Origin of the sequence: Aurantiacibacter arachoides, from assembly GCF_009827335.1 — a bacterium.
Lineage (GTDB): Bacteria > Pseudomonadota > Alphaproteobacteria > Sphingomonadales > Sphingomonadaceae > Alteraurantiacibacter > Alteraurantiacibacter arachoides.
Map to the genome: position 1 here is coordinate 1019312 of NZ_WTYH01000001.1, position 12087 is coordinate 1031398.

Annotated in this window: 13 protein-coding genes and 1 tRNA gene; 10 read left to right on the forward strand and 4 right to left on the reverse strand. The window is 65.2% G+C overall.

The features are described 5' to 3' along the window. Window positions 1–29 precede the first annotated feature (29 nt). The gene (locus GRI62_RS05030; RefSeq protein WP_131452293.1) at window positions 30–1037 is read left to right on the forward strand and encodes a glycosyltransferase; all 1008 of its coding nucleotides are present in this window, start codon (window positions 30–32) and stop codon (window positions 1035–1037) included. Window positions 1038–1077: 40 nt separating this feature from the next. Here GRI62_RS05030 and aroB read toward each other — a convergent pair whose 3' ends face one another. Beyond that, on the reverse strand, window positions 1078–2187 hold the full coding sequence (gene aroB, locus GRI62_RS05035) for a 3-dehydroquinate synthase (protein ID WP_131452294.1): 1110 nt from the start codon (window positions 2185–2187) through the stop codon (window positions 1078–1080). Beyond that, entirely contained in the window at window positions 2175–2753 is a 579-nt protein-coding gene (locus GRI62_RS05040; RefSeq protein WP_131452295.1) for a shikimate kinase, read from the reverse strand. The genes aroB and GRI62_RS05040 overlap by 13 nt, the downstream gene beginning before the upstream one ends. 108 nt (window positions 2754–2861) lie before the next feature. Here GRI62_RS05040 and GRI62_RS05045 point away from each other — a divergent pair, with 108 nt between their 5' ends. The 5 genes from GRI62_RS05045 to GRI62_RS05065 all read left to right on the forward strand — a co-directional run bounded on the left by GRI62_RS05045 (window position 2862) and on the right by GRI62_RS05065 (window position 8313). Then, window positions 2862–3002 (forward strand): hypothetical protein, encoded by a 141-nt coding sequence (locus GRI62_RS05045; RefSeq protein WP_160731816.1) that lies wholly within the window; start codon window positions 2862–2864, stop codon window positions 3000–3002. Continuing rightward, window positions 2999–4834, forward strand: coding sequence for a hypothetical protein (locus GRI62_RS05050; protein WP_131452296.1), 1836 nt, complete (start codon window positions 2999–3001; stop codon window positions 4832–4834). Before GRI62_RS05045 ends, GRI62_RS05050 begins: the two co-directional genes overlap by 4 nt. 3 nt (window positions 4835–4837) lie before the next feature. After that, window positions 4838–5749, forward strand: a complete 912-nt coding sequence (locus GRI62_RS05055; RefSeq protein WP_131452297.1) for a tyrosine recombinase — start codon at window positions 4838–4840, stop codon at window positions 5747–5749. Window positions 5750–5758: 9 nt separating this feature from the next. Continuing rightward, window positions 5759–6712, forward strand: coding sequence for an acetyl-CoA carboxylase carboxyltransferase subunit alpha (locus GRI62_RS05060; protein ID WP_131452298.1), 954 nt, complete (start codon window positions 5759–5761; stop codon window positions 6710–6712). A 113-nt stretch (window positions 6713–6825) separates the two neighbouring features. Then, the gene (locus GRI62_RS05065; RefSeq protein WP_131452299.1) at window positions 6826–8313 is read left to right on the forward strand and encodes a M48 family metalloprotease; all 1488 of its coding nucleotides are present in this window, start codon (window positions 6826–6828) and stop codon (window positions 8311–8313) included. A 121-nt stretch (window positions 8314–8434) separates the two neighbouring features. Here the strand turns inward: GRI62_RS05065 and GRI62_RS05070 are convergent, their stop codons facing one another. Together GRI62_RS05070 and GRI62_RS05075 are read right to left on the reverse strand one after the other, a co-directional pair. Next, window positions 8435–8617, reverse strand: coding sequence for a Flp family type IVb pilin (locus GRI62_RS05070; RefSeq protein WP_131452300.1), 183 nt, complete (start codon window positions 8615–8617; stop codon window positions 8435–8437). A 92-nt stretch (window positions 8618–8709) separates the two neighbouring features. Continuing rightward, window positions 8710–8901 (reverse strand): Flp family type IVb pilin, encoded by a 192-nt coding sequence (locus GRI62_RS05075; protein ID WP_131452301.1) that lies wholly within the window; start codon window positions 8899–8901, stop codon window positions 8710–8712. A 63-nt stretch (window positions 8902–8964) separates the two neighbouring features. Between GRI62_RS05075 and GRI62_RS05080 the strand changes: the two genes are divergently transcribed. The 4 genes from GRI62_RS05080 (at window position 8965) to folE (ending at window position 12068) form a co-directional block, all read left to right on the forward strand. Then, entirely contained in the window at window positions 8965–9393 is a 429-nt protein-coding gene (locus GRI62_RS05080) for an NUDIX domain-containing protein (protein WP_267901976.1), read from the forward strand. Between the two features lie 47 nt (window positions 9394–9440). After that, window positions 9441–9517: transfer RNA gene (locus GRI62_RS05085), tRNA-Arg, on the forward strand. 393 nt (window positions 9518–9910) lie between these two features. Continuing rightward, on the forward strand, window positions 9911–11452 hold the full coding sequence (locus tag GRI62_RS05090; protein WP_234027372.1) for a phospholipase D-like domain-containing protein: 1542 nt from the start codon (window positions 9911–9913) through the stop codon (window positions 11450–11452). Further along, on the forward strand, window positions 11445–12068 hold the full coding sequence (gene folE, locus GRI62_RS05095; protein ID WP_131452302.1) for a GTP cyclohydrolase I FolE: 624 nt from the start codon (window positions 11445–11447) through the stop codon (window positions 12066–12068). Before GRI62_RS05090 ends, folE begins: the two co-directional genes overlap by 8 nt. Window positions 12069–12087: the final 19 nt, after the last annotated feature.

The window sequence follows — 12087 nt, forward strand, 5'->3', positions numbered from 1 at the left end:
ACACCTAGAAATCTGAAGGTAACGACCGAGTGAGCGAGCTTGAGCCCGTGCGAAAACCGCTGAACATCTTTTATGCCGAGCCCGATCCAGATCGCTGGTTTCCCGGCGACCGCTATCCACGTCGTTTGCTGCGACACCTGATCCGCGGACCCGGCAGAGGAGGTGGACACAGACGCGTGTTCCTCAACTTGCTGGCCGGGCTGGACAGGATCGGCGTGCCCTACCGGGTGAACGATTTCCGCTATATCCGCACTCACCCCGAGGAATTGGCCTGCATAATCGGCAAACCCTTCCTGCTCGACAAGCATAAATGGCGTAACCCCATCCTGCTCGGCGCGTCCATTTATTCGCATCCCATAGACGATCCTACTCTGCTCGATCGCTTGGACGTGCGCCGGATACTTGTGCCGGGGCCGTGGATGGAAACAATGTGCAAGCCTTACTGGGGGGACCGCGTGGAAGCGTGGCCGGTCGGCATCGATACCAGTGGCTGGTCGCCGAGTAACCTGACGCCGGAATACGACGTCCTCGTCTACGATAAGATCCTCTGGGACTACGAAAGCACGAAACCCCGCGTCGTTACTCCCATCCTCGACGAACTGCGATCGCGGTCCCTGCGAGTGGCTGTCATCCGTTATGGTTCGTACGAGGAAGAGAATTACAGGTCACTGCTCGCCAGAAGTCGCAGCATGGTGTTCCTGTGCGAACACGAAACCCAAGGCATCGCCTATCAGCAGGCACTCTCGTGCGGAGTGCCATTATTGGCCTGGGACCAGGGCGGTCCATGGCTGGACCCCAGTTATTTTCCCGACAAGGTCGTTTTCGAACCGATCTCCAGCGTACCTTATTTCGATTCCCGCTGCGGTGAGCGCTTCGCGTCGGCGGAAGATTTCCCGGCAGCACTGCATGGCTTTCTCACGAAGCTGGATGCCGGAGCCTACGATCCGCGCGCCTTTGTGTTGGAAAATCTGACGCTGGAAGCCTGTGCCAGGCGCTATGTGGAAATCGCCGACTCTATCATCGCCGAACTATCCTGAACTCTGCGCACCCTTTCGCGGTCAATTTGTCGTTACGATTTCAGTGCGCCTGTAGCTGCTCGTCCAGAAAGGCGGCAATGTCAGCCTTGTCGACATCGCGGTCCAGGAACGCCTCACCCACGCCGCGCAGCAGGACGAAAGGCAGGGTGCCTGCATCCATCTTCTTGTCGTGCAGCATGTGCCCGGCAAGCGCCTCGCCAGACCCGTCGATGCCCAGCGCGGAGATTTCCGTGGGCAGGCCCACCGCGCCGATGGCGGCGGTGATACGCTGCGCATCGGCTTCGCTGCAATAGTCCCGGCGCGCCGAATACCGCGCCGCCAGGACCATACCCAGCGCCACCGCCTCACCGTGCAGCAGCCGATCCGAAAAGCCCGTTTCGGCCTCCAGCGCGTGGCCAAAGGTATGGCCCAGATTGAGCAGCGCCCGTGCGCCGGTCGTCTCGCGCTCGTCCTGTGCCACGATGCGCGCCTTGGCCTCCACACTGGTGGTCACGGCGTGGGCGAGGGCGGCTTCGTCATGCGCCACGACCCTGTCGCCATTGGCCTCGCACCAGGCGAAGAACCGGGCGTCGCCGAGGACGCCGTACTTGATGACCTCGGCATAGCCGCAACGCATCTCGCGATCCGGCAGCGTGCCGAGCACCTCGGTATCGGCGATCACCAGGGCGGGCTGGTGAAAGGCACCGACCAGGTTCTTGCCCGCACCGGCGTTGATCGCGGTCTTGCCGCCTACCGAACTGTCGACCTGCGCCAGCAATGTGGTGGGTATCTGAATGAACCCGCACCCGCGTTTCAGGATGGCGGCGGCAAAACCCGTCAGGTCGCCGATCACCCCGCCGCCAAAGGCGATCACCGTGTCGCCGCGCTCCATCTCCTGGGCCAGCAACCATTCGACGGTGCGGGCGAGGTTGTCCCAGCTCTTCGCGCCTTCGCCGGGTGCATGAATCAGGAAGTTAGGAGCGAACCCTTCGCGTTCCAGCGCCGCGCCCAGAACCTTGCCCCAGCGCGCGTGGACGTTGGTATCGGTGACCACCGGCACGCTCGTCTTGCGCAGCAGCGACCCCGCCAGCGGGCCGATTTCGCGTAGCAGGTTGCCACCGATGCGTACATCGTAGCTGCGTCCGGCCAGGTCGACGTTCACGGTAGCCATCGGTCGAGTGCCTCCACGATGCGTCGCACGGCGACATGGTGCGGCCCGGTGTCGCTGGCGACGTGGATATGGGCCTGTGCATAGGATGGCTCGCGCGCGGCCTGCATCGTCGCCACGAGTTCGCGGGTGTCGCCGCCTTCTAGCAGCGGACGTTTGTCGTTGCGGCTGACGCGCTCGACCAGCGTATCCGTTTCGGCGTTCAGCCAGATGGCGACCGCATTTTCGAGGATGATCGCGCGCGTTTCTTCGGTCACGAAGGCACCGCCGCCCGTCGCGATCACGCTGCCCGATCCGGCGTCTTCCATCAGGCGGGCGATCACCCGCCGTTCCCCGTCGCGGAAGTAGGCCTCGCCAAAGCTGTCGAAAATGTCGCGGATGGGCATGTTCGCTGCCGCGACGATCTCGTCATCGGCATCGGTAAAGGCCATGCCGAGCGCGGCGGCCAGCTTGCGCCCGACGGTCGACTTGCCCACGCCCATCATCCCCACCAGCACCAGCGGCCGATCCAGCCGCTGGCGGACCGATCGCACCGTGGAGGCATCGGGCAGGTGCTTGGCAATGGTCATTGCCGCAAGGCCTATAGATGGGCTAACCGCGCTGGCAAGGTCGCGATCGGGGTTGTCCGAAGGTGCGACGCAATGGAGCCGGATTTGCCGCAAAACGGAATGGGCCGCATGAAATTGGGACGCAATACGATCTGGCTGGTGGCGCTGGTGCTGATCGGCGCGGTGCTGCTGCTCGCCTGGTATGATGGCGGGCGGCAGGAACAGCGCATGATCGTGGAGCCGGTCGCGGTGTCGGGTGCGCAATCATGAAACGGGCTGTCTGGTTCCTGAACGGCGCCGCGCTGGCGCTGACCTCCACGGTCGCGCTGGCTGGCGATCCCGAGGACCTCATTCCTCCCGCCTTTCGCAATCAGCCGCAAACCGCGCCCAGCCCGTCTCCCAGCGCTGCGCCGACCTCGTCACCGAGTGCACCGGGCGGGACGCCGGTGGTGCAGGAATTGCCCGACAACTACCGCACGCCATCGCGCGGACTGACCAGTCAGGGTGCCCCGCGGGTGGCCCTCCCGCCGGGTTTCCCCTCGATGGCGGAGATCGAGCGGATGGAACCCGATGAGCTCGACGTATTGTTCGGGCTGCGCCCCAAGTTCGACATCCCCGTCGCCGCCCGCCGCGCGGTGGAGCGGGTCGGCGTGGTATCGCGCGAGGAGGGCGGCTTTGCCTCGGCCTCCCTTGCCGGCCAGCCGGCGGCGCTGGTGCGAGCTGCGCTGGTTGCCAGCGACGGGCCAATGGTTTCGCGCTGGGGCCACATCCTCATGCGCCGCGTGCTCGCCAGCCGTCTCGACGCGCCGCGTGGCATGGACCCGGTGGAATTCGCGGCCCTGCGCGCCCGGGCGCTTGGCGGCATGGGCGAAAGCGCCGTCGCGCGCGCGCTGGTGCAGGACATCGATGGCTCCAACTACAATCGCGCACTGACCGATGCCGCGTTTAACGCCTACCTAGGGACCGGCGACGTGCTCGGCATGTGCCCCGTGGCGCGGCTGCAAAGCGACGTGCGCGAGGACGGCGAGTGGCAGTTGCTGAAGGCGCTGTGCTCGGCCTACGGCGGCGAAGTCCGCTCGGCCGAACGCTCGCTCGACCGCGCGCTGGGCACCGGCGCCGCGCCCGAGATCGACGTGCGCCTGGCTCAACGCTATGCCGGGGCGGCGGGTGAGGCCAACCGTGCGGTCAACATCGAATGGGACGGCGTGGAGGAAATCACGCCCTGGCGCTTCGCGCTTGCCCGCGCGCTCGGCGTGGAACTGCCCGAAGGGTTCGAGGTGGAGGGCGCCAATCTCTACGCCGACGTGCTGATCCCGGCGAGCCCGTTGCTCGACCGTGTCAGCGCCTCCGACGCGGCGGGTGCGCGCGGAATCCTGTCGTCATCGGCGATGGTCGATCTGTATTCGCAGCTTTACGCCAGCGACCGATACGAAGCGAGCGAGAAGGGCGACGCTGCCCTGCTGCGCGATGCCTATGTCGCCAACACGGCCGCACAGCGCCTGGCCGCCATGCGCAGTCTGTGGGAAGGCGACGAAGGATACGGACGCGTGGTGCTGACGGCCTTTGCCGCCGCTCGCCTGCCGGTAAACGAGGCCATGCAGCCTGACGCCGATCGCCTCATCGCCTCCATGCTCGCCGCCGGGCTCGACGCCAACGCCCTGCGCTGGGGCGGGGTGGTCGACGAGGGAAGCCTGGGCTGGGCGCTGCTCGCCCTGGCGCAACCTGTGCGCGAAGACATCGTGGGCAGCGGCGCGGTGGGCGACTTCATCGACGGCGACGCCAGCGCCGGAAAGCGCAAATCCGCCTTCCTCATCGCCGGGCTTGCCGGTCTGGGTCGCCTCGATCTCGACGATCTTGCCGATTATGGCGAGGAATTCGGCAGCACCTATACCCGCACCAGCCCCTGGAGCCAGAAGATCGATCGCGCGGCCGCGGTGGGCAATCCGGCTCTGGTCGCATTGCTGGCCGGCCTCGGCATGCAGGGCGAAAGCTGGGAGCGGATGACCCCGCGCCAGCTCTATCACATCGTCGCGGCGCTGAACCGCGTAGGCCTGTCCGCCGAAGCCAGGATGATCGCCGCGGAGGCGGTTGCGCGGGGCTGAGCCTTGAGCACCGCCGTCGACGCCTTTCTCGCCATGCTCGCTGCCGAGCGCGGCGCGGCGGCCAACACGCTGGCGGCGTATCGCCGTGACCTCGTAGGCGCGAGCGAGGTTGTGGGCGATCTTGCCACCGTGCATCGCGACAGGCTGGCTGACCTGCCCCGCGCCTGGGCGCATCTGGCCCCGGCCAGCGTGGCGCGCAAGGTTTCCGCGCTGCGCCAGTTCTACGGCTTTTGCATCGACGATGGCCTGCGCGCGGACGATCCCTCCGGCGTCCTCCCGCGCCCGCAGGCCCGCCGACCCCTGCCGCGCGTGCTGGGCCACGCAGACGTCGAACGGCTGCTGCACGCGGCGGAGGATGATGCCGTGGGCGAAGGCGCGGCGGCCGTGCGGATGCTGGCGCTTCTGGAATTGCTCTACGGTTCGGGCCTGCGCGCCAGCGAACTGGTATCCTTGCCCGTCAGTGCTGTGCCACGCGATGCGCCTTTCCTAACCCTCACCGGCAAGGGCGGGCAGCAGCGCATGGTGCCGGTTTCCCGCCGTGCGCAGGCTGCGCTGGCGCGGTGGATGGCAGTGCGCCCTGCCGGCGGATCGGCCTGGCTCTTTCCCTCGCGCGCGGGCCATATTTCGCGGGTGCGCCTGTTCCAGCTGGTCAAGGCGCTGGCGGCGCGTGCCGGGATCGACCCTGCCAGGGTCAGCCCGCACGTGCTGCGCCATGCCTTTGCCACCCATTTGCTGGAGGGCGGGGCGGATCTGCGGGTGCTGCAAACGCTGCTCGGCCATGCCGACATCGCCACCACGCAGATCTACACCCATGTCGATGCCGCGCAGCTGGTGGCGCTGGTGAACGAGCGGCACCCGCTTGCCGCCCGCACTCCTGAAGGCCAGACGCTTGCAGATGGGCGCGGCGGAAGCTAGCGCGTCGCGATGATTTCCTTCCTCGAATTCGAGAAACCCGTCGCCGAGCTGGAACAGCGCATCGAAGACCTGCGCACCGCCGCCGGAAAGGACGGGCTGGCCGACATTTCCAAGGAGCTGGAACGGCTCGAGCAGAAAAGCGCCAGGCTGCTCGAAACCACCTACGCCAGCCTCACGCCGTGGCAGAAGACGCAGGTCGCCCGCCATCCCGGCCGGCCGCATTTCCGCGACTACGTCCAGCAGGGCTTCGATCACTTCATGCCCTTGGGCGGCGACCGCCTGTATGGAGACGATCAGGCCATCATGGGCGGCCTTGCCACCTTGAAAGGGCGCAAGGTCGTGCTGATCGGGCACGAGAAGGGCAACGACACGGAAAGCCGCATCCGGCACAACTTCGGCATGGGCAAGCCAGAGGGGTATCGCAAGGCGATCCGCCTGATGGAACTTGCCGACCGTTTCGCGCTGCCGGTGGTGACGCTGGTCGATACCTCGGGCGCGTTCCCCGGCATCGAGGCGGAGGAACGCGGCCAGGCCGAGGCCATCGCCCGCTCGACCGAGGCGTGCCTTGCGCTGGGTGTGCCCATGGTGGCGGCAATCGTGGGCGAGGGCGGATCGGGCGGCGCGGTGGCGCTGGCGAGCGCCGAACGGGTCCTGATGTTCGAGCACGCGGTCTATTCCGTGATCTCGCCCGAGGGTTGTGCCTCGATCCTGTGGCGCACGGCGGAAAAGGCACCGCAGGCTGCCGAGGCGATGAAGCTGACGGCGCAGAACCTGCTGCAACTCAAAGTGATCGACCGCATCGTGTCCGAGCCGCTGGGCGGAGCGCAGCGGGACCCGGGCAAGGCGATCGGCGCGCTGGTCGATGCCATCGACGACGAGCTGGAAACGCTTTCCTCCTTGTCGTCCGATGACCTGCGCCGCCAGCGCGAGGAACGCTTTCTCGCCATCGGCCAGGATATCTAGCCCCAGGAGCCGACGGGCACGGCGGGAACATTGCGTTCCTGAAGAGGTTCTCGAAAACATTGAACGGGCGGACTTTTCGCCTGTCGCTGTTTTTCCTGCGAGGAGCCCGCCAGATGTCGCAATCCCTTATCCGCAAGTTCAAGACCGTCGCCCTGATCGGTGCCGGTTCGCTGACCATGGCCGCCTGCGCCACCGTTCCGGGCTCCAACGTTCCCGCCGGCTCACCCATCACGCAGGCCGAGGCGCAGCAGGGCGCGCAGTATCACGAACAGTTCGTAGCCGAATTCGGCGGCGAGATGACCGGCCCGCAGGCGCAGTACGTGCAGCAGGTGGGCCAGAACATCGCCGTGCAGTCGGGCCTGGCCACCACGCCGGGCGCCTTCGACGTTACCCTGCTGAATTCGAGCGTGAACAACGCCTTCGCGGTTCCGGGCGGCTACGTCTATGCCACGCGCCAGCTGGTCAACCTGATGAACAACGAGGCGGAACTCGCCGCCGTGCTCGGCCATGAAGTCGGCCACGTCGCGGCGCGGCACTCGGCGCGCCGGCAGGCCAATGCCCAGCGCAACCAGCTTCTGGGCGTCGGCGGGGCGATCCTTTCGAGCATCCTTCTGGGAGGCAACAGCCCGGTCGGCCAGCAACTGTCGCAGGCGGCGCTGCAGGGCTCGCAGCTTCTGACGCTCAGCTACTCGCGCAACCAGGAACTGGAGGCCGACCAACTGGGCATCCAGTATCTCAATTCCGCCGGCTACGATCCGCGCGCGATGGCATCGCTCTTGCAGAGCCTCGCCATGCAGAACCAGCTCGATGCGCAATTGCAGGGCCGCGACAACGCGACGATCCCGGAATGGGCCAGCACCCACCCTGATCCTGCCAGCCGTGTCCAGTCCGCAATGCAGATGGCCGGAAACGCTACGGGCGTGACCAACCGCGACACCTTCCTCAGCCGTATCGATGGCATGATCTACGGTGACGACCCGCAGCAGGGCGTGATCGAAGGGCGGCAGTTCATCCACCCGACCCTGCGCCTCAGCTTCACAGCGCCGCAGGGCTATTACATGGTCAACGGCACCCGCGCGGTGAGCGTGAATGGCGATGGCGGTCGTGCCCAGCTGACGACGGGCCAGTCGACCGGCAATCTAGACAGTTACGTGCGGTCCGTGTTCACCGCGCTTGGCGGGCAGCAGACGCAGATCGCCCCGGCGAGCGTGCAGACCACCACCGTCAACGGTATTCCGGCAGCCTATGGCACGGCGCGGGTCAACAACGGCCAGCAGCAGGTGGACGTAACCGTGTTCGCCTACGACTTCGGCGGCGGGCAGACCTACCACTTCCAGTCGATCACCCCGGCGGGCCAGGCCGGGACCTTCAACTCGCTCTATCAGTCGATGCGCCGTCTCTCCGCGCAGGAAGCGGGCAGCGTGGTGCCCCGCCGGATCGACATCGTGCAGGCGGGCGGCGGCGATTCGATCGCCACGCTGTCGCGTCGCATGGCCTACACCGACGGGCAGGAAGCGCGCTTCCGCGTGCTGAATGGTCTGACCTCGGGCGAACAGGTCGTGCCCGGCCAGCGGTACAAGATCGTCGTACAGTCTAACTGAGGGCGAATGCGTAAGCAGGGGTGCCGGTTCGCCGACATCCATTTCGGCTTTCGCGAGGCGCAAAGAAAAAGGGCGGCAGGTTTCCCTGCCGCCCTTCCTTTTGGCGTTATGCCGTCAGCGATTAGCCGTTGGCCGTGTTCGCTTCGGTCAGCTCGGTGCTGACGTTGTTGAAGGTCGTGCTCAGCTCATTGCCGAGGCTCTGCATGGCAGTGATCGCGGCAACGGCGATAAGGGCAGCGATCAGGCCGTATTCGATGGCGGTGGCACCCTGCTCGTCGCGGATGAGGTTCTTGAAAAAGGTCATGTGTAGTCTCCTGGATCTTGTCTTCGTTACCCGGCTCTTCCGTAAAGCCGGTCGAGCTATTTCCCGACTAAGGGAAAATTCTTGAAAAATTCCTAACCATTCTGTTGATTGGAATTGTTCACTTTGGTTTCCACCCCATTCCACATGGCGATGGTGGAATCCGCGAGACCTTGCAGTGCGGTGATCATCGCGATGACAATCAACGCAACAATCAGCCCGTACTCAACCGCGGTCGCCCCGCTGGTGTCACGAAAAATTCGCCTTAAGAAAGTCTTGGCCGACACGCACAGGTTCCCGTGTTACTTCCGCGGTGAAGGCCGGTTTGTCATCCAGGTGCTAACAAAACGTTGATCGGGCAGGTTAAGGTGGAAGATATTCCGACATTTCTGACCGTGGTGGCCCTCGCGCTGTTCGACAGCGAGGGCCGTATCCTGTTGCAGCAGCGGCCCGCCGGAAAGCATCACGCGGGGCTGTGGGAGTTTCCCGGCGGCAAGGTGGAAGCGGGGGAATTTCCCCGTGACGCCCTGGTGCGGGAGATCGAAGAGGAACTGGCGATCGCGCTCGATCCGCAGACCCTGTCGCCTTGCCATTTCGCAGAGGATTACGGGCACACCCCTATTGTCCTGTTACTTTACACATCGCGTCAGGCGGGCGTTCGACCACGCGGAATGGACGGGCAGGCATGGCGCTGGTCGCTGCCGGCAGAGGCAGCCGCACTACCCCTCGCACCGATGGACCGGGCGCTTCTGAACCTTCTGTCAGACAAAGCTGCTTAAGCGCTTGCCAAGCTGCAAAGGCCCGCTTATGTGCCCGCCTCTCAAGCGCGCCCGTAGCTCAGCTGGATAGAGTACTCGGCTACGAACCGAGCGGTCGGAGGTTCGAATCCTTCCGGGCGCGCCATAAAAAGGGACTGGCCCCGTGCGGGGTCGGTCCCTTTTTTGTCATGGTCGCACCGGCACCGGATATCGTGGCCGGCGACACCTAGGGCTGGCACCAAGGCCAGGGGAATATCGCGACACCCATCGCAACTTGCTGGGCCAGCTGGCGAAACGCAGCGGGGAAAGCGAAGAGCGACGCGCGTTGCGCAAGTTCAAAAAGCTGGACGATTATCGCCATCCTATCGGCGAGGAAGCGAACGACCATTCCCCGATTCCGAAAAACACCCTACGGACGATGATCGCAGCACACGCGCGGCGTGTTCGATCGTCGCGAGCAGGCCGAAAAGGCCCGGGCCGAGGTGAGGCCGGCGACAATGGCAGACGCCGTGGAACAGGTTTCAAGGGAGGAGGGTCATTGGCTTTCGAATACGACGTCGAGGGTTTCGACGATCAATCCACTGCATCCGGCGTCTGGCGTTTTGCCAGGGCACGGCGGGTGCGCGTGGTGATCGACGGCGAGGACTATTTCGATCTGATTCAGCAGGCCATGCTCAAGGCCGAAAAGCGCATCCTGCTGATCGGATGGGACTTCGACACGCGCATACATCTCAGCCGCGGCCGGCGCTGGTGGCAGAAGGGCTGGACCCGCGAATACCCGGCGCGGCTGGGCAGCTTCATCCTGTGGCTCGCCCGGCATCGCCCCAAGCTGGAAATCCGCATCATCAAATGGCACGTCGAGATGCTGCAGTTCGCCTTTCGCGGCTCCATGATTGCCGACCTGGTCCGCTGGTGGCGCAACGACAGGATCGATTTCAAGTTCGACACCAAGCATCCGGTCGGGTGTTCGCACCACCAGAAGATCGTGGTCATCGACGAGGATTTCGCCGTGTGCGGCGGCATCGATCTGACGGCCGCCCGCTGGGACACGCGCGAGCACACGGAAGGCGACCGGCGGCGCCGGCGTCCCGGTGGCAAGGCTTACAAGCCGTGGCACGATGTCACCATGATGATAGAGGGCGAAGCTGCCGCCGAACTCGAACGGCTGGGCCGGGCGCGGTGGGCCAGGGCCGGCGGTCCCAAGCTGTCCGTGCCGGTCACATCGGCCGAAAGTGCATGGCCCGACAACCTGGAGGCCCATTTCGAAGACGTCGAGATCGGCATCGCGCGCACGCGCGCCGAATACGATGGCTGCCCGAAAATCGACGAGATCGAGAAACTGTACCTCGCGCAGATCGCTGCCGCCCGCGATTTCATCTATGCGGAAAACCAGTATCTCACCTCGCGCACCATCTGCGAGGCGATCGCCAAGCGCCTAGCGGAGGACGACCCGCCCGAGATCGTGATTGTCATGCCCGAGGTTGCCGAGGGCTGGCTGGAAGAACAGGCAATGTCGCCGGCGCGGGCCGAACTCATCCAGTCATTGCAGGAACTCGACACCAACGACCGCTTCCACATCTTCGTGCCCTATTCGGGCGAGGAGGCAATTTACGTCCATGCCAAGCTTATGGTCATCGATGACCGGATCCTGCGGATCGGTTCGGCCAACATGAACAACCGGTCCATGGGCCTGGACAGCGAGTGCGACGTGTTCATCGACTGCGAACGACCCGGCAACGAAAAGGCCTGCGAGACGATCCGCACCTTGCGCTTGTCGCTGCTGGCCGAACACCTGGGCATCCGCGAGGAGAACATCGGCGATGCGCTGGAGCGGCACGGTTCGATGGCGGCCCTGATCGCTGCGGCCGGCGATCGCACGCATCGCCACCTGCGGCCCTTCAACCCGGAATTGCCCGATGGCCTTTTGAGCGATATGGCGCAGCGCCAGACGCTCGATCCGGAAAGCCCGGATGAGATGTTCGCCATGCATGAAGCCGGGAACGGGCTGTTCCGCCGCGGTTCGATGCTGTCGCGGGCGCGGGCGCGGTTGAGACGCAAGCGCAGGAGCGGCAATGAGTAGCCTAGTAGGCCCGGACGAAGACGATCCCCGCCGCCCCGACGGTTCGGCCAAGCCGCCGGTGCCCGATCATGTGCAGGACGCCATCCGCACGCTGATCGAATGGGCCGGGGACGATCCGCATCGCGAAGGGCTTGTCGATACCCCGGCGCGCGTGGCTCGGGCGTGGAAGGAATATTGTCTCGGCTATACCGAGGACCCGGCCACCCATCTGTCTCGCGTGTTCGAGGAAGTGGGCGGCTATGACGAGATCGTGGTGCTGAAGGACATTCCGTTCCAGAGCCATTGCGAGCATCACATGGCACCCATCATCGGCAAGGCGGCGATAGCCTACCTGCCGACCGACCACGTGGTCGGAATATCCAAGCTCGCCCGCGTCCTGCACGGCTTTGCCCGGCGGTTGCAGATCCAGGAGCGGCTGACGGCCGAAGTGGCGCAGTGCATCTGGGACAACCTGCACCCGCGCGGCGTTGCCGTGGTGATAGAGGCGAGCCATGCCTGCATGACCGCCCGCGGCGTGCGCACGCCTGGCGTGGGCATGGTAACCAGCCGCGTGATGGGCACTTTCCGCAGCGATTCGAAAAGTCGCGAGGAAGTGCTTCGGCTGATGGGCTACTAGGCCCCCGAACTCGAGTTGA